This window comes from Streptomyces sp. NPDC047072, assembly GCF_040643855.1.
Lineage (GTDB): Bacteria > Actinomycetota > Actinomycetes > Streptomycetales > Streptomycetaceae > Streptomyces.
The window spans coordinates 1-22,868 of record NZ_JBEYVC010000167.1 but is presented as its reverse complement, the minus strand read 5'-3'; the positions used below and the strand labels follow the sequence as shown (position 1 = coordinate 22,868).

Sequence of the window (22,868 nt, the reverse complement as noted above, 5' to 3'; positions counted from 1 at the left end):
GACCAGGCCCGCCGCGCACGACCCCGCGGCCTGGAGCGCGAGCACGACTCCGGCGGCGGTGCGGTGTCCCTGCGCGTCGGCGAGCCCGCAACCTGCGGCGCGCCCGGCACAAGTTCGAGCTGATGCGCAGGCTCGGCGCCGACACCGTCCTCGTCTGCTCCAGCGTCTCCCCGCGGGCCCTCGACGACGACGCCCTCGCCGCGGACCAGCTGAGCCGCCTGGCGGACCTCGCTCAGGAGTCCGGCATCCGGGTCGCTTACGAGGCGCTGGCCTGGGGACGGCACATCAGCACGTACGACCACGCCTGGCGAGTGGTCGAGGCTGCCGACCACCCCGCGCTCGGCACCTGCCTGGACAGCTTCCACATCCTCTCCCGGGGCTCCGATCCCAAGGGCATCCAGGACATCCCAGGCGAGAAGATCTTCTTCCTCCAGCTCGCCGACGCCCCGCTGATGGCCATGGACGTCCTCCAGTGGAGCCGCCACTACCGCTGCTTCCCCGGCCAGGGCGGCTTCGACGTCGCCGGACTCCTGCGGCACGTCCTGCACACCGGCTACGACGGCCCGCTCTCCCTGGAGGTCTTCAACGACGTGTTCCGCCAGGCGGACGCGGCCCGCACCGCGCTGGACGGACTGCGCTCCCTGCTCGCGCTGGAGGAGAACGCCGGTGTCTCCCCACTCCCGGCGCCCGTGATCCCCTCCGGCATCGCCTTCGCCGAACTCGCCACCGGTGACCCGGAGCCCGTCGGCGAACTGCTCACCGCCCTCGGCTTCACCCGTACCGCCCGCCATCACGGCAAGCCGGTCGACCTCTGGGAGCAGGGCGCGGCCCGGGTCCTGGTCAACACGGGCGCCGCCGCACGCCGAACGGACACCGCCCTGGCCGCCGTAGGGCTGGAGACGGCCGATCCGGAGGCCTCCGCGCGGCGGGCCGAGGCGCTGCTCGCGCCCGCCCTGCCCAAGCGCCGCACCGAGCGGGACGTCCCGCTGGACTCGATCGCGGCCCCCGACGGCACCGAAGTGCTCTTCTGCGCCACCGGACGCCCCGAACTCCCCAGCTGGACCGACGACTTCACGCGCACGGGCACGAGCGGGGCCGCCGAGGTGACGGCCATCGACCATCTCGCGCTGAGCCAGCCCTGGCACCACTTCGACGAGGCGGTGCTCTTCCACCGCACCGTGCTCGGCCTGCGCCCCCACGACACCGTCGAGGTCGCCGACCCCTACGGCCTCTTCCGCAGCCGCGCCCTGTCCGCCTCGCCGGACGGACCGCGCCTCGTCCTGAACCTCGCGCCCGCACCCGAGGAGGAGGGCGGGGCCCGGGCCCGGCACGTGGCGTTCGCGGTCGAGGACATCGTCGCCGCCGTACGGCGTTTCCGGGCGGCGGGAGCCGGGCTCCTGCGCGTGCCCGCAAATTACTACGACGACCTGGAGGCCCGCTTCGACTTCGCGGACGGGGAGCTGGAGACCTATCGCGAACTCGGCATCCTCTACGACCGCGACGAGCGGGGCGGCGAGTTCCGGCACTGCTACACGGAGACCGTCGGGCACGTCTTCTTCGAGTTCGTCCAGCGCTCCGGCGGCTACTCGGGGTTCGGCGCCGCCAACGCCCCCGTCCGTCTCGCCGCACAACGTAGTGCGTTCGCCAGGTGAAGCATGCTTCACTGTGCTCGTCGGGGGTGTCCTGTGAGGAGTCATCGATGAGCACGAGCGAGTTTCCCGAGGCCGTGACCGCGACCGGCGCGGTGCGCGGCCGCCGGGAGAGCGGACTGGCGGTCTTCCGTGGCATCCCCTACGCGCAGCCGCCGGTGGGCAAGGCGCGGTTCGCCGCGCCCCGTCCGGCGGAGCGCTGGGACGGGGTGCGGGAGGCGTTCGCGTTCGGGCCGCCGCCTCCGCAGGAGCCGCTCGGCCCGGAGACCCCGCCGTCGGCCGCATCCGGTGACGACTGGCTGACGGTCAACGTGTGGACGCCCGAGCCCGATCCGGCGGCCCGCAGGCCCGTGATGGTGTGGCTCTACGGCGGCGCCTACAAGTTCGGCTCCTCCGACGACCCCGCCTACGACCCGCGCCGCCTGGCGGGCGAGGGCGACCTGGTCGCCGTCACCTTCAACTACCGTGTCGGCATCGAGGGGTTCCTCTCGATCGAGGGCGCCCCCGCCAACCGCGGCCTGCTCGACCAGGTCGCCGCCCTGGAGTGGGTGCGCGAGAACATCACCGCGTTCGGCGGCGACCCCGAACAGGTCACCGTCTTCGGCGAGTCGGCGGGCGCGGGCTCCATCGCCGCGCTGCTCGCCATGGACCGCGCCCAGGGGCTGTTCCGGCGCGCGATCGCCCAGAGCGTGCCCGGCACCTTCTTCTCCGGCGCCCTCGCCGCGGACATCGCCCGAGCCCTCGCCGAGGGGGCCGGACTGCGCCCGACGGTCACCGACCTGGCCGCCGTCGACCCGCGCAAGCTGCCTGCCGCGGGTGCCGAACTGTCCGTCCGGATGCGGGAGTTCGGCCACCGCTGGGGTGCCGTGGCCCTCACCCCGACGCCGTTCTCACCCGTCGTCGACGGCGAGGTCCTGCCCACCGACCCCTGGACGGCGCTGGCGTCCGGATCGGCCCGGGACGTCGAGCTGATCGTCGGGCACAACCGGGACGAGTACCGGCTCTTCCTCCTGCTCGGCGGCCTCCTCGGCAACGTCGACGAGGGGCTCGCCACGATGGCGCTCGGCGCCTTCGGCCCGGGCCCGGACGCGGCGGAGGAGTACCGCGCCGCGTTCCCGGACGCCTCCCAGGAGTACCTCTTCGAACTCGTCCAGTCCGACTGGTTGTTCCGGATGCCCTCGCTGCGCCTCGCCGACGCCCAGGTGGCCGGCGGCGGCCGGGCCCACGGCTACGAACTCACCTGGCCGGCCCCCGCCCACGGCGGCCTCCTTGGTGCCTGCCACGGCCTGGACGTGCCCCTCACCTTCGGGGTCTTCCAAGGCGGTATCGGCGGCCTCGTGATCGGCCCCGAGCCGGGCCCGGACACCGAGGCGCTCTCCGCCCGCTTCCGCTCCGCCTGGACCGCGTTCGCCACGACCGGCGACCCTGGCTGGCCCGCCTACGACCCCGACCAGCGGCTCGTCCGCCTCTTCGACACCGAGCCGACGGTCGCCGCCTACCCGGAAGAGGCGTCCCGGCGCCTGTGGGAGCCGTACACTTTCGCCGAACTTCCCCTGATCGCGGACTGATTCGGCCAGGGCTTCGCAAAGCGTCCGCGGGGGTCCGCCGAGGGTGTGTCATCATCCGCCGATGACCTCCCAAACGATCACCGCGGACGCGGCGGGCACCTGGACACTCGGCGATCTCACCGTCAACCGCATCGGCTTCGGCGCGATGCGGCTGACGGGCAGCGGGGCGTTCCACCACGGCACCCCGAGCGACCGGGACCGCTCGATCGCGGTCCTGCGCAAGGCGCGTGAGCTGGGCGTCGACCACATCGACACGGCCGCCTTCTACTTCTCCTCGCTGCGCTCCGCCAACGAGATCATCAACAGCGCGCTGGCGCCGTACCCCGACGATCTGGTCATCGTCGCGAAGGTCGGCCCGTTCCGGAACTACGCGGGGGAGTGGGGCACTTCGGCCCGCCCCGAGGACCTGCGCGGCCATGTCGAGGAGAACCTGCGGCAGTTGGGCCGCGACCACCTCGACGTCGTGAACCTGCGCAGGATGGGCCAGGACTCCATCAGCGAGCACTTCGGGGCCCTCGCCGAACTGCGCGACAAGGGCCTGATCCGGCACCTCGGCATCTCGAACGTCACCTCTCACCACCTCGCGGAAGCGCAGGCGATCGCGCCCGTGGTCTGTGTGCAGAACCGGTTCGGGCTCGACCACCACGCCCCCGCCACCGACGATCTCCTGCGGGTCTGCGGCGAGCAGGGCATCGCCTTCGTGCCGTTCTTCGCCATCGCGGGCGACGCGGGCGCCGAGGGCGCGACCACCGACCACGACGACGCGGTGCTGTCCGTCGCACGCGCTCACGACGCCACCCCCGCCCAGGTCCGCCTCGCCTGGACCCTCGCGCAGGGCCCGCACGTCCTCGCCATCCCCGGCACCGGCAACCCCGACCACCTCGCCGAGAACGTGGCGGCGGGGGCGCTGCGGCTGACGGAGGACGAGGTGGCGACCCTGAACGCCCTGCACCGGAAGGCTGGGGCAGCGGCTTGAGACCCCAAAGGCTCGTTTGATGTTCACCCGCGGTCACCTGGTCGGCGGCGCGGACGATCATGTAGTTGTTCTGGTCATGACCTCTTGGAGAACTCGACTGAGACTGGCGGTTCCCACCACCGTCACCGCGTCCCTCCTCGCCCTCACGGGCGCCCTCACCCCGGCGTCCGCGGCGGGCGCCACCTGGGAGTACGTCAACGGCTGGGAAGGCGAATGCCTCAGGGCCACCACCGGCGGAGACCCTGTCGTGGGTTCGTGCTCGGGGACGAGCCATCTGTGGCACTGGGGTACGGAGAGCAACACCTGGAACGGGCACACGATGCGCCGGCTCGTGAACAACGCCAGCGGCGACTGCGTCACCTCGAACTACGGGAGCGGTTCGATCTCCGTCTCGATGGCCCCCTGTGGGGGCGGCCGGTCGGGACAGTTCTGGACCGCGGACAACGGATACCTGCAGAACCAGAACCACGCCTACCTCGGCACCTACTCCGACGGTGGCCTCTTCACGGCCGACCTGGGCGACGGGGCCCCCTCCGACACCTACTTCTTCTGGAGCGGCTACATCGTGTAACCGAAACATCGCCGACCGGCGGGATGCCAGCCCTCGTGATCCGGGCTGGCATCCCGGCAGTTTTACGTATAACCTCTCCCGTCAACCGCCCGCCCCGAAAGGCTCCGATGAGACGCGTCGCCCTGGTCACCCTCGTCGTCGACGACTACGACGAGGCGATCCGCTTCTACACCGAGGCCCTCGGCTTCCGGCTCGTCGAGGACACGCCCCGCCCCGACGGCTCCCGCTGGGTGGTCGTACGGCCGGACGACCGCGAGAGCGGCACCGACCTGCTGCTCGCCCGCGCCAAGGGCGAGGCCCAGCGCGGCCGGATCGGCGACCAGACCGGCGGACGGGTCGGGTTCTTCCTGCACACCGACGACTTCGCCCGCGACCACGCCCGGATGCTCGCCGCCGGAGTGACCTTCCTGGAGGAACCGCGCCACGAGCCCTACGGCTCGGTCGCCGTCTTCCGGGACCTGTACGGAAACCGCTGGGACCTGCTCCAGCCCGCCGCCTGACCTTCAAGCACCCCTGTTCGAGAAAAGACCCCGCCATGACCGCTACGCGCGTAGACTCCGACCTGATCCGCCGCCTCCCCAAGGCCGTCCTGCACGACCACCTCGACGGCGGCCTGCGCCCCGCCACCCTGGTGGAACTCGCGGAGTCGACCGGCCACACCCTGCCCACCACCGACCCGGACGAGCTGGCCGCCTGGTACTTCGAGGCCGCCAACTCCGGCGACCTGGTGCGCTACATAGGAACCTTCGAGCACACCCTCGCCGTCATGCAGACCCGCGAGGGGCTGCTGCGTGTCGCCGAGGAGTACGTCCTCGACCTGGCCGCAGACGGGGTTGTGTACGGCGAGGTGCGCTACGCCCCCGAGCTGAACACGCGGGGCGGGCTCACGATGACGGAGGTCGTGGAGACCGTCCAGGAGGGCCTCGCCGCCGGTATGGCGAAGGCCGCCGCCGCGGGCACGCCCGTCCGGGTCGGCACCCTGCTGTGCGGGATGCGCATGTTCGACCGCGTCCGCGAGGCCGCCGACGCGGCCGTGGCCTTCCGGGACGCCGGAGTCGTCGGCTTCGACATCGCCGGTGCCGAGGACGGCTTCCCGCCCGCCGACCACCTCGCCGCCTTCGAGCACCTGCGCCGCGAGAGCGTGCCCTTCACCATCCACGCCGGCGAGGCGCACGGCCTGCCCAGCATCCACCAGGCGGTCCAGGTGTGCGGGGCCCAGCGCATCGGTCACGGGGTGCGGATCACCGAGGACATCGTGGAGGGCAAGCTCGGCCGCCTGGCGGGCTGGGTGCGGGACCGCCGTATCGCGCTGGAGATGTGCCCGACGTCCAATCTCCAGACCGGCGCGGCGACCTCGATCGCCGAGCACCCGATCACGGCCCTGAAGGACCTGGGCTTCCGGGTCACCCTCAACACCGACAACCGGCTGGTCTCCGGCACGACGATGACCCGGGAGATGTCCCTGCTGGTCGAGGAGGCGGGCTGGACCGTCGAGGACCTGCGCACGGTCACGGTGAACGCCCTGAAGAGCGCGTTCCTGCCGTTCGACGAGCGCAAGGCCCTCATCGAGGACGTGGTCCTGCCCGGCTACGAAGCCGCGCTCTGAAGCAGCCCCCGCAGATAGGCGGCCTGGCCGACGTGCTCCCAGTCGTCGCCCAGGACGCTCACCAGCCGGACGCCCATCGTGACCGGAGGGTCCCAGTTCTCGTCCACGACCCGGTCCAGGTCCTCGGCGCTCAGACCGCGCAGGGCGTCGAGGGTCTGGGCCTGCACGGCGTCGTAGTACCCGGTGAGCAGTTCGGCCGAGTCGACCCGCACCCTGGCGACCTGCGCGGAGGTGTGGCCGTACCCGATGTCGCGCGGCTTCAGATCCAGGCCGAAGCGCTTCTCCCAGTCCTGGGCGAGCCACACCTGGTCGAGCCCGAAGGCACCGGCCACGTGGTCGTCCTGGACGCGGGTGAGATGCCAGACCAGCCAGGCGATGGAGTTGGCGTCGGGGCCGGGGCGGTGGTGGAGGTCGTCGGGGCCGAGGCCCTCGACGGCGGCATGGACTTCTTCCTGGATGCGGCTGAACCCGTCGATGAGGATGTCCTTTGCATGCATGGGGTCCACCCTCGCAAATCCCCGCCCGCTATGCGTCGTGTGTCTCCAGAAGTGTCATGAGCGCCCGGGCCGCCGGGCTGGTGGCCTCGGCGACCGGCAGCAGGGCGACCGTCTCGTAGACGGTCTCGCCGGTGCCCTTGACCGGCAGGGCGGTCAGGGTGCTGCGCTTGTGGCGGAAGTGCCGGGGCACGACGGCCACGCCGAGGTTCTCGTCGACCAGGTCGAGGAGGCTGTGCACGTCGTTGACCTCCAGGGCGACCGACCGGCGTACGCCCGCATCCGCGAAGACGGCGTCCGTGGTCCTGCGCGGGCCCCAGTCCGGGTGGAAGTCGACGAAGACCTCACCGCCCAGATCCTCGGGAGTGACCGCGGCACCGGTCTCCGCGAGCCGGTGGCTCGGATGGCACAGCACGGTCATCGGCTCGCTGCTCAGCGGTACGGCCCGCAGCTGCTCGGTGTCCTCCTGCGTGCCGCGCACCGCGAAGGCGAGGTCGAGACGGCCGGCCGCGACCTCCTCGGCGAGCGCCCCGGATCCCGCCTGCCGCAGACAGATCTCGACGTCCGGATGCTGCCGCCGGAACGCGGCCAGCAACCCCGCCACATGCACCCCGGCCAGGCACTGCTCCGACCCGACGGCGAGCATCCCGCGCAGCACCCCCTGCACCGCGGCCACCGCCTCGTGCGCCGACCGCACCTGGGCGAGGATCCGCTCCGCCTCGCCTAGCAGCGCCCGGCCCGCCGGGGTGAGCGTCACCCGGCGGGTGGTCCGCACGAACAGCGGGGTCTGCAGCTCCCGCTCCAGCGCCCGGATGGACGCGGACAGGCCCGACTGGGACACCAGCAGCCGTTCGGCGGCCCGGGTGAAATGCTGGTCCTCGGCGACCGCCACGAAGTGCTGGAGATGGCGCAGTTCCATGATTGAGAAGCCTAGCCGCTGAATTCCATCGGATTCTTCTGTTGGACCGATGTGCCCAGGTCGCGAAAGAGTGAGCGAAGGTTTTGAGGATATTCGTGCCAACCCCTCTGGAGTCGCGTTGTACACCGCACACCCCGACCGTTACGCGGACATGCCCTACCGGCGCACCGGACGCAGCGGCCTGAAGCTTCCCGCGATCTCGCTCGGCCTGTGGCACAACTTCGGTCCGGCGGACCGCACCGTCGAGACCCAGCGGGCCATCCTGCGCCGCGCCTTCGACCTCGGCGTCACCCACTTCGACCTCGCCAACAACTACGGCCCGCCGCCCGGCGCCGCCGAGCTGGCCTTCGGCGAGGCCCTCAAGGCCGACTTCGCGTCGTACCGCGACGAGCTGATCATCTCCACCAAGGCCGGCTACCTGATGTGGCCCGGCCCGTACGGCGAGTGGGGCTCCCGCAAGTACCTGCTGTCCTCGCTGGACCAGAGCCTGAAGCGGATGGACCTGGACTACGTCGACATCTTCTACTCGCACCGTCCCGACCCGGAGACTCCGCTGGAGGAGACGATGGGTGCCCTGCACTCCGCGGTCCAGCAGGGCAAGGCGTTGTACGTCGGCGTCTCCAACTACAACGCCGAGCAGACCCGCGAGGCCGCCCGCATCCTGGGCGAGCTGGGCACTCCGCTGCTCATCCACCAGCCGCGCTACTCGATGCTGGACCGCCGCCCGGAGGACGAGGGCGTGCTGGACGCGCTGGACGACGTCCAGGCCGGGTCCATCGTCTTCTCCCCGCTGGAGCAGGGCCTGCTCACCGGCCGCTACCTCGACGGCATCCCCGAGGACTCCCGGGCGGCGAGCGACAGCCCGTTCCTGAACTCGGACGCGGTCACCGAGGACCTGGTGGCCAAGCTGCGCGCGCTGAACGACATCGCGAAGGACCGCGGCCAGACCCTCGCCCAGCTGGCGCTCGCCTGGGTGCTCCGCGGCGGCCGCGTGACCTCCGCCCTGGTCGGCGCGAGCAGCGCGCGGCAGATCGAGGACAGCGTGGGCACGATCCGCAACCTCGACTTCTCCGACGAGGAACTCGCGCGCATCGACGCGATCGTCAAGGGCTGACGGCCGCGACGGACGATCACCGGCCCGGCGGGGACCTCCCCGCCGGGCCGGTTCGTCCTATCAGGGCCCCGCCAGGGGTTTGAACGAGTCCCCGTCACGTTTCGGCCACCGGGGTCGGTGAATATGCCAGGAGACTGGCCGGAAAGATGTGGTGACAGTGTTTCAGTAGTGAACATACTCGACTGACAGGACCTTCACATCGAGCGAAGTGTCCGTCACGTACAGCACATGAGCCGCACGGGAAGCGAGGCCCTGCCCACAGGCGAACCAGCAAGCGGGGGAGTGGATCGTGCACGACGAATTCTTATGCCACGTCACGGGATACGGTGCCTGCGGCGGACGGCGCATCGGGGTGCCCCTCGGAACCTACCGTGCGCCCACGCTCGCCCTCGCGCTGTGGTGGTTACGGGACCGCGCCTCGTGGATCGCCGACCGCCTGGACCCGCAGCCCGAGGCCGAGCACTTCCCGCCCGGCGCGCTCGCCCCGGTCGCCGACACGGTCCTCGACGTGCCCACCGTCCTGCGCGTCTGGTGCGCGGACATGGCCCAACAGGACTTCGTGGCCAACGAGTTGGCGGCGGGCCGGCTGATCCGCATCGCCGCCAGCGACGACACCACCGAGTACGAACTGCTCGCGGAGTCCATCGACGCCCTGCGCATGCAGAGAACGACCTCGATGCTCTACACGCCGGTCGCCTGACAGCCGTATCAGCCGCCCGAAATCCCCGCCGGGCGGCCAATGGGGTGAATCGGTAGAATTCTGGCATGGCGGAGCGACCGGTCGCACCGACGGCGCCCGAACTCGTCCTGGAGACGGACACCGGCTCCACGCTGATGAGTCCGGGCCACGACTACCACGTCGGACGCGACCCGTTGAGCGACATCGTCATCGACGATGCCCGGGTCTCGTGGCACCACGCGGTGCTGCGACCCGAGGCCGACCATTGGACGCTGGAGGACGAGCACAGCACCAATGGCACCTTCGCCGACGGCCGCCGCGTCCACGCCCGGGACGTCGGCCCCGGCAGCGTCATCCGCTTCGGCAGCCCCTCCGACGGCCCGTGCGCGGTCCTGGTGGGCCGCGCCGTCCCCGAACGCCCCTCCGCCGTCTCGATGCCCGGCCTGACCGGCACCTTCCGGCAGCCAACCGCCGTCCGCCCGCTGCCCACCCGCACGGTCCGCATCGGCCGCGCCGAGGACAACGACCTCGTCGTCGACGACCTGGTCGTCTCCCGCCGCCACGCCGAACTGCGCGCCCTGCCCGACGGGACGTACGAGATCGTCGACCTCGGCAGCCACAACGGCACCTATCTCAACGGCCGGCCCGTCACCCGCGCCCCGCTCGGCCCCGGTGACATCCTCGGCATCGGCCACTCCGCGTTCTGCCTGGTCGGGGACACACTCCAGGAGTACGTCGACACCGGCGAGGTCTCCCTCGACGTCCAGGACCTCACGGTCGCCGTCGACCACGGCCGCAAGACGCTCCTGGACGGGGTGTCCTTCCCGGTGGGCGAGAAGTGCCTGCTCGCCGTCGTCGGACCCAGCGGCGCCGGCAAGTCCACGCTCCTCAACGCCCTCACCGGACAGCGCCCGGCCGACCACGGCACCGTCCTCTACGACGGCCGCGACCTCTACCGCGACTACGCCGAGCTGCGCCAGCGCATCGGCCTGGTCCCGCAGGACGACATCCTGCACGCCCAGCTGACCGTCCGCGCCGCCCTGTCCTACGCCGCCGAGCTGCGCTTCCCCCAGGACACCGCGAAGGCCGAGCGCCGGGAACGGGTCGACGAGGTGATCCGGGAACTCGGACTGGAACAGCGCGCCGGGCAGCCCGTGCACAGTCTCTCCGGCGGCCAGCGCAAGCGGGTCAGTGTGGCCCTGGAACTGCTCACCAAGCCGTCCCTGCTCTTCCTCGACGAGCCGACCTCGGGCCTCGACCCCGGCATGGACCGCTCGGTGATGCACATGCTGCGCGGCCTCGCCGACGACGGCCGCACGGTCATCGTCGTCACCCACAGCGTCCTGAGCCTCGACGTCTGCGACCGCCTCCTGGTCCTCGCGCCCGGCGGAAGGATCGCCTACTACGGCCCGCCCGAGGACGCCCTCGGCTACTTCGGCTACGAGCAGTGGCCGGAGGCCTTCGAGGCCTTCGAACGGGACCAGGACCGGGACTGGGCGGGCGACTTCCGCACCTCGCCCCTGCGGCGCCGGTACATCGCCGACGCCACCGCCCAGCCCCGCGTCCCCCGCCGGGGCCCGGTCATCATCGCGCCGCCGCCCCGGCCGCGCAGCCGCGGGGCCCAGCTCGGCACCCTGATCCGCCGCTACACCGCGGCCCTCGGCGCCGACCGCACCTTCCTCGCCATCATGATCGCCCTGCCGTTCGTGATGGGCGCCATGGCCCGGGCCCTCGCGGGCAGCGAACTCACCGGCGAGACCGCGATGAACGCCCTGCTCATCCTGTGCGTCGGCGGCGTCCTCACCGGAGCGGCCAACGCCGTGCGCGAGTTGGTCAAGGAACGCACCATCTACCGGCGCGAGCGAGCCGTCGGCCTCTCCAGATCGGCGTACCTGATGTCCAAGGTCGTCGTCCTCGGCACCGTCACCGTCGTGCAGGCGGTCGTCCTGACCCTGGTCGCCCTGCTCGGCGTCGACCTCAACGCGCCCGGCGGCGAAGGCGTGTTGATGCCGCCCCTTGTCGAGATCACCCTCGCCGTCGCCCTGTTGGCGTTCACGGCGATGATGCTCGGCCTGCTCGTCTCCGCGCTGGTGCGCAAGGAGGAGGTGACGATGCCGCTGCTGGTCCTGCTCGCCATCGTCCAAGTGGTCTTCTGCGGAGCCCTGTTGAAGCTCGACGGGGTCCCCGGCCTGGAGCAGCTGTCCTGGCTCGTGCCCTCCCGCTGGGCGCTCGGCGCGATGGCCGGCACCATCGGCCTGGCCCGGATCGTGCCGGGCGACCTCACCGGCGATCCGCTCTTCGAGCACTCGACGGGCGTGTGGCTGCTGAACATCGGCATGCTCGTCGTCCTGTCCGTGTTCTTCGGCTACGTCGTCTCCCGGCTGCTGCGCCGCCACGAGCCCGCGATCATGCGCAAGTAGGAGAGTGATGACGACCCCTGGATTCCGGCCCACCCACGTCGTCCCCGGCCCGGGCATGGCCGCCTGGGAGGCCCCCGACCCCGCCCGGCCCACCGTGCCCCTGGACCCCCTGCTGCCCGTGCAGCTCGTGGAGCGGCGCGGCGACTGGGCGCATGTCCTGTGCGCCAACGGCTGGTCCGCCTGGGTCGACGGCCGCCTCCTGGTCGCCGTACCGCAGGATCCGCCCGCGCCCGAGGGACCGCCTGCCCGGACCGCCGACCCGCGCCCCCTGCTCGCCCGCGCCGACGAGACGCTGGCCCGCTACCGGGCCGCCGTCGAGGAGCTGGCCGGCGGCGGACTCGACGGCGAGAGCTTCCGCGGCCGCACGCAGGGGCTGCGGGTCGGGGTGGTCGTCGACGCGGAGCACGTGTGGTTGTACGACGTCCAGCACGGCCGCTGGGTCTACGCCGACGGCACGCGGCTGAGCACCTACGCCGCCGACGACTCGCCCCGCGCGGCCGCCGCCCAGAGCCCTGTCGGCCATGCCCCGACCCAGGTCGTGACGCCCGATGGCCCGTGAGGCGAGCCTCTTCTCGGGCCGCCCCTCCGAGCTGGTCGGGCGGCAGATCGCCGGGTACCGGGTCGAGGGGGAGCTCGGCCGGGGCGGTATGGCCGTCGTCTACCGGGCCCGGGACCTGCGGCTGGACCGGACGGTGGCGCTCAAGCTGCTGGCGCCCGAACTCGCCCGCAACGACACCTTCCGCAGCCGCTTCAGCCACGAGTCCCGGGTGGCCGCCGCGATCGACCACCCGCACATCGTCCCCGTCTTCGAGGCGGGCGAGACGGACGGCGTCCTGTACATCGCCATGCGCTACGTCGAGGGCAGCGACCTGCGTCATCTCCTGGACCGGCGGGGCCCGTTGCCGTTGGCGACGGCTCTGCGGATCGCCGCCCAGGTCGCCTCCGCGCTGGACGCGGCCCACGAGCACGGGCTGGTCCACCGGGACGTGAAGCCCGGCAACATCCTCGTGGCCCGGGGCACCGACAGCGACCACCCGGAGCACGTCTACCTCACCGACTTCGGCCTCACGAAGAAGTCCCTGTCGTTGACCGGGTTCACGACGGTCGGTCAGTTCGTCGGCACGCTCGACTACGTGGCCCCCGAGCAGATCTCCGGCAAACCGGTCGACGGGCGCTGCGACGTCTACGGCTTCGCCTGCGTGGTCTACGAGACCCTGACGGGCCGCCCGCCGTTCCGCCGCGACGACGACATGGCCCTGCTCTGGGCCCACCAGTACGACCAGCCACCGCCGTTGACGGAGTTCCGCCCCGACCTGGACGCTCACCTCGACGGCGTCTTCGCCCAGGCCCTCGCCAAGACCCCCGACGCCCGCCACGACTCCTGCCTCGCCTTCGTCGCCGCCCTCCGCGGCCGGCCGACCGGTCACCCACCGACGGAGGTGGCCGTGAAGGCCGTAGAACGGCAGGACACCCGCCCGAAGCCACCGCCGCCGTGGGCCGGCCCGGTGTTCCGCTAGTCAGCCGCTCCCGATCTCGCCCTTGCGCCGCACCGGCCGTGCCAGGAGCGCGCCGAGGAAGCCCGTGACGAGGCCCCACAGGGCGGCGAGGCCGACCGCCTGCCACAGCTCCGGCTTCAGGAAGAGTTTGCCGCCCAGGCCGCCGCCGAGGTCGCCGATGCCGAGGACCGACAGGCCGTACTCGGCGGAGATCCTGCCGACCAGGCAGATCATCAGGACCGTGAGGGCGAGGGCGACCGCCAGGTGCAGAGCGTGCTGCCAGGCGCGGACGCGGGCGGGGGAGCGGGCCGCCATCAGGAAGGCCACGGAGAGGAGCAGGACGGCGTCCACGGCGACCAGCCACCACACCCGGCCGTCGTACTCGGCGAGCGTGTGCACGTTCAGCGTGGCGGTGTCCGAGGAACGGAGCACCTCGTCGAGGACGTGCGGCATGGGCAGCCCGAAGGGGCCCTCGACCCGGCCGTTCCAGGTGGCGCCGAGGCCGAGGGTCAGCGCGAGCCAGACCAGGTTCGGCAGACCCAGCAGGATCACGGCGAGCGTCTCCGGCGTGTGGCCGCGTGTCACCGCGACCACCAGGGCGATCAGGGCCCCGAGCGCGACGTAGGCGAGCAGCAGGACGACCATCGCGTACGCCGCCGGGCGCACCGACTCCTGGAAGCGCAGCAGCCCGCCCGGCAGCGGGGCCCGGCGCGACACCAGCAGACACAGCACCAGGACGCCCGCCAGCCACAGCAGACCGAACAGGACCGTGCGCGGCACGTCCGCGGTGAAGCCGACCCTGGGGGAGACCCCGAAGGCGTCACCCAGGTCGCCCAGCGTGTCGTCGCCCACGGAGAGCGTGAACGTCTGCCGGGCGGCGTACGACAGTCCGAGCAGCGCGAGCAGCCACAGGACGGCGATCCGGGCGGCCCACCCGGCCAGTTCCCGGGCGCCCGCGACCGCGCGGTGCCGCAGCGGACGCAGGAAGCCCGCACCGAGGACCAGCGCGCCCGTCAGCGTCACGGAGAGCGGGATCACGGTCAGGCCGGCCCGTGTGTCGGCGAGCGCGCCCGCGTCCCCCGACAGCTCGACGGTGCCGCCGACGGCGGTGACGACGGCCGCCGCCACGACCCGCGGGAAGGCGTTCTGGGGAAGGTCGTCCGCGCCGGCCGCCCACAGTCCCAGCGCGGCCACGAGGATCATGGCGAGCAGCGCCGTCACGACCGCCGCCACGGCCTGCACCCAGCCGTGGCGGCTGACGGATGCCTGGTCGGAGGGGGAGTGCGGGATCACCCTGCCACGCTAAGCAGCCCCAGGACGGCGCGCCTGCCGGGAGGTCCGTCCGCGTCCGCTTGCGAGCGACACCGGAATGGAGCACACAATGGTGACGTCGCGGAACAAAGCGGCCTAAACATGTACAAAGTGCTCCGGACATGGTGGAGCGCGTCGAACGCCGCAGGAATCCCGCGTCGGGAAGAAGTACTCGTGAGCGTCGAACCGCCGTCCTCGGGACGCCCCACAGGACCCCCCTCCGGACCCCTGTCAGGGCCTTCGCAGCCACCCTCGGGACCGCCCTCGCAGCCCCCGGGCAGCAGCGGCGGCACCCCCGAACCCCGGCGGCCCTGGTGGAGATCCGTGCCCCGCGTCGCGACGATCGCCACCGCCCTGGTCGCTGCCGTCGTCCTGGCGGTCGTCTTCACCCGCTCCGACGGCGGCGGCTCCAAGAACTCCGCGAGCGGCGAGGTCTTCCTCCAGTCCGCCGCGAAGACCGGCCCGGAACCCTTCACCGAGTCCACGGCGAAGGACAGCTCCGCCCCGCCGATATCGGCGTCCCCGACCGGCTCCTCGGAGCCCGCCAACGCCGTACGCGGTGTCGACGGCGGTGCCCCCGGCCTCTACGGCGGCACCCGCAACGTCTCCAGCTGTGACGTGGCGCGGCAGATCAAGGCCCTCCAGGCGGCCCCCGCGAAGAACAGGGCGTTCGCCTCGGTCGCCGGCGTCCAGCCGTCCGGCGTCCCGTCCTACCTGCGCTCGCTCACGCCCGTGCAGCTGCGCATGGACACCCGTGTCACCAACCACGGTTACCGCGACGGCGCCGCCACCAGCTACCAGGCCGTCCTCCAGACCGGCACCGCCGTCCTCGTGGACAGCTACGGAGTGCCCCGCGTCCGCTGCGCCTGCGGCAACCCGCTGGCCCCGCCGGTCGCCCAGAGCTCGCCGCGGCGCACCGGCGACACCTGGTCGTCGTACCGCCCCGCGAACGTGGTGGTGGTCGCGCCCTCGACGACGGTGATCAACATCTTCGTGATCTACGACCCCGACCACGACGAGTGGATCGCCCGCCACCAGGGCGACACGGGCCACAAGGACAAGCCCACCGCGCCGCCGGCACAGCCCTCCCCGTCGGTGACCGTGACGACCCCGACCGCGCCGACCTCACCGTCGACACCGAGTACCCCCACGTCCCCGACCACTCCGGTGCCCTGCGTCTCCACGTCCACGGCCCTCGGAACGCCGACCGGGACACCGAGGCCCAGCGCCAGTCCTTGCCCGCCGGCGACCTCCACGACACCGTCCACACCCAGCGCCCCGACCAGCTCACCTCCCTCGGACCAGGACGTCTCGCCCGACTCCTCGGCACCGCAACCACCGCTCGCCTCCGACACCACACCCGGGACGACCCAGTCGGCGTCCCTCTCCGGGGTGCCCCCGTCGCCGGAGGTGTGACGAGGCTCCGGGACTGCGGCGCGCGGCTCGGGGTACGAGCACTGATGCAGCAGCGTCCGGCCAGTCCGGCTTCGAGAGAGAAACGCATGATCGACCACCTGGACGGGGCAGTGATACCGACTGGTTTCGACGTGCCCGTGGACCCCTTGCGAGAGGCGGCGCACTACACCGGGGAACCGGGGTGCATCGCCGAGGCGCGGGCCTTCGCCGCGCACTTCCTCGGCAGACTCAGAACCGAGTGGGGCGCTGTCATCGACCGCCGTGCCGAGGACGAGGTGCTGCTCATCGTGAGCGAACTGGTCACCAACGCGGACCGGCACAGCATGGGGCCGTACATCCTGGAGCTGGAGGGCACCGACGCGGCGGTGGCCGTCACGGTCTACGACAGCAGCGCCGCGCTGCCCCGCCGCTTCCCCCGGGACCCCGAGCGCATCGGCCGGCACGGACTGGAGATCGTGCACGTCCTGGCCAGGGAGGTCGTCGCGGAGCGGGTGCCGGTGGGCAAGCGGGTGCGTGCCGTTCTCGGGCTGGCCGAGGAGAGCTGAAAGACCGGATGCCGTCCCCCGGGACCGGGGAACGGCACCCTTGCGTGGGCCTGCCGCTCAGGCGCAGCCCAGCTCGCCCAGCATGCCCTCGCGCAGTCGTGTGATGATCCGCTTGATCAGCCGGGACACATGCATCTGGGAGCAGCCGAGCCGCTCGCCTATCTCCGACTGGGTGGCCTCCTCCACGAACCGCATGTGCAGGATCTGCCGGTCGCGGTCGCTGAGCTCGGCCATCAGCGGCGCCAGCGACTGGAAGTCCTCGACGAGCCGCAGTCCTTCCTCCTCCACGCCGATGAAGTCGGCGAGCACCGCCTCGCCGCCCTCGGGCCCGTCACCGGTGAGCGCCGCGTCGAGCGAGGAGGAGTTGTAGCCGTTGGAGGCGATCTGCGCCTCGACGACCTCGCGCTCCTCGATGTTCATCAGGGTCGCCAGCTCCGGCACCGTCGGCTCGCGGTCCAGCCGGCTCGCCAGCTCCTCACGGGCCTTGGCCAGCTCGACCCGCAGCTCCTGCAGACGCCGGGGCACGTGCACGGCCCAGGTGGTGTCCCGGAAGAACCGCTTGATCTCGCCGACGATGTAGGGCAGCGCGAAGGACGTGAACTCGACCTCGCGCGCTATCTCGAACCGGTCGATGGCCTTGATCAGGCCGATCATGCCGGTCTGGACGATGTCCTCCATGTCGTCCCCGCGGCCCCGGAACCGTCCGGCCGCGAACCGCACCAACGACATGTTCATCTCGATGAGGGTGTTGCGCGCGTACTGGTACTCGTGCGTCCCCTCCTCCAGCTCCGTCAGGCGCTGGAAGAACTGGCGGGACAGCTCCCGCGCGTCTCGCGGTGCGACCGCCCGCGGTTCCTCGACTCCCGGCAGCGGTCCCTCATCCGTCCTGGTCCCGGCGGTGTGGCCGGCGACCTGTGCCTCCGACCGGTTCACGGCGGTGACGGCGGTATGCATTACCTCTCCCACGAAAGTCACGGCTCGACGTGTGCCTCTTCGGCCTCGGTTGTCACGGGCCCGTCAGGGTGCGACGGGTCGTTCACCCTGCGCGTACCCGCGGAGTGACGGCACATGCCCCCGGGTTCCCCGGTGGCGGAAAATCACTCGTCCCGTCTCACGCTTCCGAACGGGTTGTGACGATCAGCTCGTGGAGGTAACGCTTGGTGATCCGGCCGCCGAAGCCGTCCTCGATGAGCTCCCGGATGTCGGCCAGGAGGCCGGCGCGGCGGTCGGCGTCCAGGGCGCGGTGACCCGAGTACGTCAGTCCGTGTCTGAGGGGATCCCGTCGGACGGCAGGAGCCGCAGCCCGGGCGGAGTGGCCGGATCCCATCGTTCGTAGCAGCGCTGGACCTGTGCGAAGAAGTCGACCGTACCGCCCGCCACGTGCTCGGTATGGACCACGGCGAGCCGCCCTCCGGGCCGGACCGCGTCAACCGCCTTCTCCACCCGTACCTCGGGGTCGATCCACCGGAAGGCGGTGGCACAGACGAACAGGTCGAAGGGCTCGGCAGGCAGGGCTCAGCACTCGAACTCGGCGTTCACCACGTCGACCCGCGGAAATCCGGCGAGCCGCCGCCATTCCGTCACCCAGCTCGGCAGCCGAACTCCGCCAGCACCCCTGTCAGTTGCCCCGTCCCGGGCCCCATGTCCAGGACGTGGCTCTCCGGGCCGAGTCCCGCACCTCTCCCGCCGACGATTCCACCCAGGGCAGAATGCCGAACCCTTCCCACCGGGGCGAGGAAAAATAGGCTGGAGCGGTGAGCAGTCAAGCGCCGAACCAAGCACGCGTGATCCCCTTGCGTCCGGGGACCGCCCGCCCTGTGTCCGAACGCCCCGCCACACAACCGGCCGCGCAGCCGGAAGGCAGAGAGCCGCTCTGGCGTGACCTCGTCGGGGACGTCCTGCGGCGTGAGCGGCTCGCCCAGGAGCGCACTCTCAAGGACGTGGCCGACGCGGCCCGGATCTCCATGCCCTATCTCTCCGAGGTGGAGCGCGGCCGCAAGGAGGCATCCTCGGAAGTCCTCGCGGCCGCCGCCCAGGCCCTCGGCCTGGGCCTGGGGGACCTGCTGTCCCTGGCCCAGGGGGAGCTCGCCCGTCGGCCCCGGCACAGCGGCCGCGCCCGGACCCCGTACAACGGGATGTGCCTGGCGGCCTGATGCCCGGCCGGCGCCTCAGACCACCGCGAGGCGCCGGCTCAGCACCTCGTCGGCCAGCCCGTACGCCACCGCCTCCTCGGCGGTGAACACCTTGTCGCGGTCCATGTCCGCGCGCAGGGACGGCACGTCGTGCCCGGTGTGCCGGGCCAGCACCTCCTCGACCTGGGAGCGGATCCGCACCATCTCCTTGGCCTGGAGGGCGAGATCGGAGATGGAACCCCGGCTGCCGCCCGCGGCGGGCTGCCCGAGCAGCACGCGCGCGTGCTCCAGCACGAACCGCCGTCCGGGATCCCCGCCGGCCAGCAGGACGGCCGCCGTGGAGGCCGCCTGTCCGACGCAGCAGGTGGAGATCGGCGCCTTCACGTACGACATCGTGTCGTAGATCGCCATCAGTGAAGTGAACGATCCGCCGGGGGAGTTGATGTAGATCGAGATCTCGCTCTCCGGGGCCGAGGACTCCAGGTGCAGGAGCTGGGCGATCACGACGTTGGCCACCCCGTCGTCGATCTCGGTGCCGAGGAAGATGATCCGCTCGGAGAGCAGCCGGCTGAACACGTCGGAGGAGCGCTCGCCGTGCGCGGTCCGCTCGACGACGTACGGAATCGTGTAGTTCCCCATGTCACAGCCCCATCCGTCGCTTCGAGGCGGCCGGGCGGACGTCGGCGAGCGACGCCACGACCTGGTCCACCATGCCGTACTCCCTGGCCTCCTCGGCCGTGAACCAGCGGTCGCGGTCGCCGTCCCGGGCGATGGTCTCCGGCGTCTGGCCGGTGTTCTCCGCGAGGAGGCGCTCCATGGTCCGCTTGCTGTGGTCCAGGTTCTCCGCCTGGATCTCGATGTCGGCGGTGGTGCCGCCGATGCCCGCCGAGCCCTGGTGCATCATGATCCGCGCGTTCGGCAGGGCGTACCGCTTGCCGGGCGTGCCGCCGCAGAGCAGGAACTGGCCCATGCTCGCGGCGAATCCCATGGCGAGCGTCGACACGTCGTTGGGGATCAGCCGCATCGTGTCGTAGATGGCGAGGCCCGCGTAGACCGAGCCGCCGGGGCTGTTGATGTACAGGCTGATGTCGGTGCGCGGGTCCGCCGCGGACAGGATCAGCAGCTGTGAGCAGACCCGGTTCGCGGAGACCTCGTCGACCTGGGTGCCGAGCAACACGATGCGCTGGTCGAGGAGTTGGGCGGCCAGGTTGTCGTCGAAGCGGCTGGGAGGGGTGTCCCCCTCCTCGGCCCTGATGTCCGTCATGGGCTGTCCTCGTGGTCGTCGGGATGTCGTCGATCCCACTGTCGGCCTCTCAGGACGCCCGTCGGTGATTTCTCTGCCCGCGGCAGATTCGCCGTGAGCAGAGCCGCTGATCGAGGGGGCGCTCAGCCCTTCTCGCGCAGCTGCCGGAAGAACGCCCGTACGTCCGCCACCAGCAGGTCCGGCTCCTCCATCGCGGCGAAGTGACCGCCCCGCTCCTGCTCGGTCCAGCGCACGATGTTCTCGGTCCGGTCGGCCCTGTGCCTGAGCGGCAGCTGGATCTCGGCCGGGAAGACGGCCAGCGCGGTCGGTGCGACGGACGGTTCGGTGGGCCGCGCCGCCCGGTCGGCCGTGGCGTGCGCCCGCTCGTAGTAGATGCGAGCCGCCGAACCGGCCGTCCCGGTCAGCCAGTACAGCATCACGTTGGTCAGCAGCCGGTCCCGGTCGACGGCCTCCTCGGGCAGCTCCGCGGAGTCCGTCCACTCCTGGAACTTCTCGACGATCCAGGCGAGTTGGCCGACCGGGGAGTCGGTGAGGGCGTAGGCGAGGGTCTGCGGCCGGGTGGAGTTGAGGACGGCGTATCCGGTGCCCTCGCCGGACCACGCCTTCCATCGGCGCCACGACTCCAGCGTCCGCTCCCGCTCCTCGGGGCCGAGCACCGCGAGTTCCTCCTCGGTCGGCTCATGGGTGGCCTGGGCGCCCGGCAGCAGGTTGAGGTGTACGCCGATGACCCGCTCGGGGTGGATACGGCCCAGCTCCCGGGAGATCACCGAACCCCAGTCGCCGCCCTGCGCGCCGTACCGCTCGTAGCCCAGGCGTCGCATCAACTCCGCCCAGGCGTGGGCGACTCGGCCCGCCTCCCAGCCCATGTCCGGGGCGGGCCCGGACAGTCCGAAGCCCGGGATGCTCGGCACCACGACGTGGAAGGCGTCGGCCGGATCGCCGCCGTGCGCCACCGGATCCGTCAACGGGCCCACCACGTCCAGGAATTCGACGATCGATCCCGGCCAGCCGTGCGTGATGACGAGGGGCGTGGCGTCCGGCTCGGGGGAGCGGACGTGCGCGAAGTGCACCCGCGCGCCGTCGATGACGGTCGTGAACTGCGGCCACTCGTTGAGCCGGGCCTCGGCCGCCCGCCAGTCGTAGGAGTGCCGCCAGTGGTGGACCAGCTCGCGCAGGTACCCGGCCGGGACGCCGTACGCCCAGCCCGTGGCCGAGAGGTCGTCGGGCCAGCGGGTGCGGTCAAGGCGGTCGTGGAGGTCGTCCAGGTCGCTCTGCGGGATGTCGACACGGAACGGCGTGATGCTCTCGGCGGACGTCATGCGGGGATGCTAGTGCGCACCGGTGTATCGGCCACGTGGATTAGCCGGCCACCCGACCGATGAGTTCCGCGAAGAGGATCGGTCGACACAGACGACCGCATTCGACGCCCCTGGAGGAACCCATGGCGAGCAAGCCCTTCACCACGTGTCTCTGGTTCGACGGCCAGGCCGAGGAGGCCGCGCACTTCTACGTCTCGGTCTTCAAGGACTCCACCATCGGCAGGGTCACCCACTACCCGGAGGGCGCGATGCAGCCCGCCGGGACCGTCCTGACGGTCGACTTCAAGGCCAACGGCCAGGACTTCGTGGCCCTCAACGGCGGACCGCAGTTCAAGTTCACCGAGGCCGTCTCCTTCCAGATCTTCTGCGCGGACCAGGAGGAGATCGACTACTACTGGGCCAGGCTCACCGAGAACGGCGGCGAACCCGGTCCGTGCGGCTGGCTCAAGGACCGGTTCGGGCTGTCCTGGCAGGTCGTCCCGGAGGGGCTCGCCGACATGGTGGGCGACCCGGACCCGGCGAAGGCGGCCCGCGTCACCAAGGCGTTCATGGCGATGAGCAAGTTCGACGTGGCCGCCCTGGAGAAGGCGTACGCGGGCGAGTGAGCGCCGGCCTTCGTGCGTGAGGTTCACCCGACGGGCGTCCGGGCGATCACCCGTGTGATCTCCCGGGCGATCCGCAGGATGCCCGGCGAGCGCACCGGGCACGGCTTCGGCGTGGACGTCGTCGGGGCCAGACAGAAGTGCAGGTAGTCCTTGTCCAGGTGGAGGGCGGTCCGGTCGCGGTCCGGCTGGGTGCAGTACGCGGGATGCTCGTGCTCGTACGCCGTACACGGCAGGTACTGCACCCAGGAGTAGCGGGCCCCTTCGGGCGCCACCGTGGCCCCCGCGTCGGCCACCACGTCGCCCGAGGCGGCCGCCTGCCTCGCGTACAGCTCGTTCACGCGCCGGACCCGGTCGGGGGTGATCGGGTCCGGGCCCTGCGCCACCCACACGATCCGCGGCCGCTTCGCACCGCCCGCGTCGGCGATCTGCTCGGTCAGCCTGCGCAGATCCGCGCGGTAGCGGCTGAAGTACTTCTGCGGTGAGGCGTCATGGCTGATCCCGTCCATGCACCAGGTGTAGCCCCACGCGTTGCCCCAGAACTGCAGGACCACGTAGTCCGGCCGCAGACCGCGCACCAGCGCGGCCGCCTTGTCCCGGTCGGGCACCAGGGACTTCTCCCCGGTGCCCTCCAGGTAGTCGCACAGGGTCGTGCCCGAGTACGGCGCGCTCGTGTACGTCGCCCGCAGATCCCGGGGATGAGCCCGGGGACCGGTCCGGGACGGACCGGTCATCAAACCTGTATCGGGTCTCGGCGTGCAAATTCTGTGTACCGGCCGTCGGGCTC

General features: G+C 71.6%; 23 protein-coding genes and 1 pseudogene. 15 read left to right on the top strand and 9 right to left on the bottom strand.

Features of this window, described 5'->3' with window-relative positions; genetic code table 11:
* Positions 1–83 precede the first annotated feature (83 nt).
* The 6 genes and pseudogenes from ABZ896_RS42360 to ABZ896_RS42335 form a co-directional block, all read left to right on the top strand.
* Positions 84–1,652: pseudogene (locus tag ABZ896_RS42360) on the top strand (TIM barrel protein); the annotation flags it as partial.
* Between the two features lie 47 nt (positions 1,653–1,699).
* Positions 1,700–3,217: a carboxylesterase family protein gene (locus ABZ896_RS42355; RefSeq protein WP_360941039.1), complete on the top strand. Its 1,518-nt coding sequence runs from the start codon at positions 1,700–1,702 to the stop codon at positions 3,215–3,217.
* A 61-nt stretch (positions 3,218–3,278) separates the two neighbouring features.
* Positions 3,279–4,193 (top strand): oxidoreductase, encoded by a 915-nt coding sequence (locus ABZ896_RS42350; protein WP_360941037.1) that lies wholly within the window; start codon positions 3,279–3,281, stop codon positions 4,191–4,193.
* 19 nt (positions 4,194–4,212) lie between these two features.
* The gene (locus ABZ896_RS42345) at positions 4,213–4,764 is read left to right on the top strand and encodes a hypothetical protein (RefSeq protein ID WP_360941035.1); all 552 of its coding nucleotides are present in this window, start codon (positions 4,213–4,215) and stop codon (positions 4,762–4,764) included.
* Between the two features lie 107 nt (positions 4,765–4,871).
* Positions 4,872–5,264: a VOC family protein gene (locus ABZ896_RS42340; RefSeq protein ID WP_360941033.1), complete on the top strand. Its 393-nt coding sequence runs from the start codon at positions 4,872–4,874 to the stop codon at positions 5,262–5,264.
* Between the two features lie 35 nt (positions 5,265–5,299).
* A complete protein-coding gene (locus ABZ896_RS42335) occupies positions 5,300–6,370 on the top strand; it encodes an adenosine deaminase (RefSeq protein ID WP_360941031.1) in 1,071 nt (356 codons plus the stop codon).
* On the opposite strand, the gene ABZ896_RS42330 is transcribed toward ABZ896_RS42335, so the two are convergent.
* Positions 6,352–6,867, bottom strand: coding sequence for a DinB family protein (locus ABZ896_RS42330; protein WP_360941029.1), 516 nt, complete (start codon positions 6,865–6,867; stop codon positions 6,352–6,354). The genes ABZ896_RS42335 and ABZ896_RS42330 overlap by 19 nt on opposite strands.
* Positions 6,868–6,895: 28 nt before the next feature.
* Complete coding sequence (locus ABZ896_RS42325) at positions 6,896–7,783, bottom strand: LysR family transcriptional regulator (RefSeq protein WP_360941027.1); 888 nt, start codon at positions 7,781–7,783, stop codon at positions 6,896–6,898.
* A gap of 118 nt (positions 7,784–7,901) precedes the next feature.
* Here ABZ896_RS42325 and mgrA point away from each other — a divergent pair, with 118 nt between their 5' ends.
* The 5 genes from mgrA (at position 7,902) to ABZ896_RS42300 (ending at position 13,513) form a co-directional block, all read left to right on the top strand.
* Positions 7,902–8,897: an L-glyceraldehyde 3-phosphate reductase gene (mgrA, locus tag ABZ896_RS42320; protein WP_360941025.1), complete on the top strand. Its 996-nt coding sequence runs from the start codon at positions 7,902–7,904 to the stop codon at positions 8,895–8,897.
* A gap of 289 nt (positions 8,898–9,186) precedes the next feature.
* Entirely contained in the window at positions 9,187–9,597 is a 411-nt protein-coding gene (locus ABZ896_RS42315) for a hypothetical protein (protein WP_360941023.1), read from the top strand.
* 65 nt (positions 9,598–9,662) lie between these two features.
* A complete protein-coding gene (locus tag ABZ896_RS42310) occupies positions 9,663–11,996 on the top strand; it encodes an FHA domain-containing protein (RefSeq protein WP_360941021.1) in 2,334 nt (777 codons plus the stop codon).
* 7 nt (positions 11,997–12,003) lie between these two features.
* A complete protein-coding gene (locus tag ABZ896_RS42305; protein ID WP_360941019.1) occupies positions 12,004–12,555 on the top strand; it encodes a hypothetical protein in 552 nt (183 codons plus the stop codon).
* The gene (locus tag ABZ896_RS42300; protein ID WP_360941017.1) at positions 12,545–13,513 is read left to right on the top strand and encodes a serine/threonine-protein kinase; all 969 of its coding nucleotides are present in this window, start codon (positions 12,545–12,547) and stop codon (positions 13,511–13,513) included. The genes ABZ896_RS42305 and ABZ896_RS42300 overlap by 11 nt, the downstream gene beginning before the upstream one ends.
* Here the strand turns inward: ABZ896_RS42300 and ABZ896_RS42295 are convergent, their stop codons facing one another.
* The gene (locus tag ABZ896_RS42295; RefSeq protein ID WP_360941015.1) at positions 13,514–14,785 is read right to left on the bottom strand and encodes a streptophobe family protein; all 1,272 of its coding nucleotides are present in this window, start codon (positions 14,783–14,785) and stop codon (positions 13,514–13,516) included.
* A 192-nt stretch (positions 14,786–14,977) separates the two neighbouring features.
* On the opposite strand from ABZ896_RS42295, the gene ABZ896_RS42290 reads away from it, so the two are divergent.
* Both ABZ896_RS42290 and ABZ896_RS42285 read left to right on the top strand, forming a co-directional pair.
* The gene (locus ABZ896_RS42290) at positions 14,978–16,219 is read left to right on the top strand and encodes a DUF6777 domain-containing protein (RefSeq protein ID WP_360941013.1); all 1,242 of its coding nucleotides are present in this window, start codon (positions 14,978–14,980) and stop codon (positions 16,217–16,219) included.
* A gap of 86 nt (positions 16,220–16,305) precedes the next feature.
* Entirely contained in the window at positions 16,306–16,764 is a 459-nt protein-coding gene (locus ABZ896_RS42285; RefSeq protein ID WP_360941011.1) for an ATP-binding protein, read from the top strand.
* A gap of 57 nt (positions 16,765–16,821) precedes the next feature.
* Here ABZ896_RS42285 and ABZ896_RS42280 read toward each other — a convergent pair whose 3' ends face one another.
* Both ABZ896_RS42280 and ABZ896_RS42275 read right to left on the bottom strand, forming a co-directional pair.
* The gene (locus ABZ896_RS42280) at positions 16,822–17,718 is read right to left on the bottom strand and encodes an RNA polymerase sigma factor SigF (RefSeq protein WP_360941009.1); all 897 of its coding nucleotides are present in this window, start codon (positions 17,716–17,718) and stop codon (positions 16,822–16,824) included.
* Between the two features lie 157 nt (positions 17,719–17,875).
* On the bottom strand, positions 17,876–18,091 hold the full coding sequence (locus ABZ896_RS42275; RefSeq protein WP_360941007.1) for a hypothetical protein: 216 nt from the start codon (positions 18,089–18,091) through the stop codon (positions 17,876–17,878).
* Between the two features lie 427 nt (positions 18,092–18,518).
* On the opposite strand from ABZ896_RS42275, the gene ABZ896_RS42270 reads away from it, so the two are divergent.
* On the top strand, positions 18,519–18,917 hold the full coding sequence (locus ABZ896_RS42270) for a helix-turn-helix transcriptional regulator (RefSeq protein ID WP_360941005.1): 399 nt from the start codon (positions 18,519–18,521) through the stop codon (positions 18,915–18,917).
* 15 nt (positions 18,918–18,932) lie between these two features.
* Here ABZ896_RS42270 and ABZ896_RS42265 read toward each other — a convergent pair whose 3' ends face one another.
* The 3 genes from ABZ896_RS42265 to ABZ896_RS42255 all read right to left on the bottom strand — a co-directional run bounded on the left by ABZ896_RS42265 (position 18,933) and on the right by ABZ896_RS42255 (position 21,479).
* Complete coding sequence (locus ABZ896_RS42265; RefSeq protein ID WP_360941003.1) at positions 18,933–19,535, bottom strand: ATP-dependent Clp protease proteolytic subunit; 603 nt, start codon at positions 19,533–19,535, stop codon at positions 18,933–18,935.
* Position 19,536: 1 nt separating this feature from the next.
* Entirely contained in the window at positions 19,537–20,160 is a 624-nt protein-coding gene (locus ABZ896_RS42260) for an ATP-dependent Clp protease proteolytic subunit (protein ID WP_360941001.1), read from the bottom strand.
* 122 nt (positions 20,161–20,282) lie between these two features.
* The gene (locus tag ABZ896_RS42255) at positions 20,283–21,479 is read right to left on the bottom strand and encodes an epoxide hydrolase family protein (RefSeq protein ID WP_360940999.1); all 1,197 of its coding nucleotides are present in this window, start codon (positions 21,477–21,479) and stop codon (positions 20,283–20,285) included.
* Between the two features lie 122 nt (positions 21,480–21,601).
* On the opposite strand from ABZ896_RS42255, the gene ABZ896_RS42250 reads away from it, so the two are divergent.
* Entirely contained in the window at positions 21,602–22,084 is a 483-nt protein-coding gene (locus tag ABZ896_RS42250) for a VOC family protein (RefSeq protein ID WP_360940997.1), read from the top strand.
* Between the two features lie 23 nt (positions 22,085–22,107).
* Here the strand turns inward: ABZ896_RS42250 and ABZ896_RS42245 are convergent, their stop codons facing one another.
* On the bottom strand, positions 22,108–22,815 hold the full coding sequence (locus ABZ896_RS42245) for an SGNH/GDSL hydrolase family protein (RefSeq protein WP_360940995.1): 708 nt from the start codon (positions 22,813–22,815) through the stop codon (positions 22,108–22,110).
* Positions 22,816–22,868: the final 53 nt, after the last annotated feature.

Bases quoted from the DNA above. Each gene is read 5' to 3' on its own strand.
- ABZ896_RS42355 (WP_360941039.1), top strand. From the start codon at position 1,700: ATGAGCACGAGCGAGTTTCCCGAGGCCGTGACCGCGACCGGCGCGGTG.
- ABZ896_RS42350 (WP_360941037.1), top strand. From the start codon at position 3,279: ATGACCTCCCAAACGATCACCGCGGACGCGGCGGGCACCTGGACACTC.
- ABZ896_RS42345 (WP_360941035.1), top strand. From the start codon at position 4,213: ATGTTCACCCGCGGTCACCTGGTCGGCGGCGCGGACGATCATGTAGTT.
- ABZ896_RS42340 (WP_360941033.1), top strand. From the start codon at position 4,872: ATGAGACGCGTCGCCCTGGTCACCCTCGTCGTCGACGACTACGACGAG.
- ABZ896_RS42335 (WP_360941031.1), top strand. From the start codon at position 5,300: ATGACCGCTACGCGCGTAGACTCCGACCTGATCCGCCGCCTCCCCAAG.
- ABZ896_RS42330 (WP_360941029.1), bottom strand. From the start codon at position 6,867: ATGCATGCAAAGGACATCCTCATCGACGGGTTCAGCCGCATCCAGGAA.
- ABZ896_RS42325 (WP_360941027.1), bottom strand. From the start codon at position 7,783: ATGGAACTGCGCCATCTCCAGCACTTCGTGGCGGTCGCCGAGGACCAG.
- ABZ896_RS42310 (WP_360941021.1), top strand. From the start codon at position 9,663: ATGGCGGAGCGACCGGTCGCACCGACGGCGCCCGAACTCGTCCTGGAG.
- ABZ896_RS42305 (WP_360941019.1), top strand. From the start codon at position 12,004: ATGACGACCCCTGGATTCCGGCCCACCCACGTCGTCCCCGGCCCGGGC.
- ABZ896_RS42300 (WP_360941017.1), top strand. From the start codon at position 12,545: ATGGCCCGTGAGGCGAGCCTCTTCTCGGGCCGCCCCTCCGAGCTGGTC.
- ABZ896_RS42285 (WP_360941011.1), top strand. From the start codon at position 16,306: ATGATCGACCACCTGGACGGGGCAGTGATACCGACTGGTTTCGACGTG.
- ABZ896_RS42280 (WP_360941009.1), bottom strand. From the start codon at position 17,718: ATGCATACCGCCGTCACCGCCGTGAACCGGTCGGAGGCACAGGTCGCC.
- ABZ896_RS42275 (WP_360941007.1), bottom strand. From the start codon at position 18,091: ATGGGATCCGGCCACTCCGCCCGGGCTGCGGCTCCTGCCGTCCGACGG.
- ABZ896_RS42265 (WP_360941003.1), bottom strand. From the start codon at position 19,535: ATGGGGAACTACACGATTCCGTACGTCGTCGAGCGGACCGCGCACGGC.
- ABZ896_RS42260 (WP_360941001.1), bottom strand. From the start codon at position 20,160: ATGACGGACATCAGGGCCGAGGAGGGGGACACCCCTCCCAGCCGCTTC.
- ABZ896_RS42255 (WP_360940999.1), bottom strand. From the start codon at position 21,479: ATGACGTCCGCCGAGAGCATCACGCCGTTCCGTGTCGACATCCCGCAG.
- ABZ896_RS42250 (WP_360940997.1), top strand. From the start codon at position 21,602: ATGGCGAGCAAGCCCTTCACCACGTGTCTCTGGTTCGACGGCCAGGCC.
- ABZ896_RS42245 (WP_360940995.1), bottom strand. From the start codon at position 22,815: ATGACCGGTCCGTCCCGGACCGGTCCCCGGGCTCATCCCCGGGATCTG.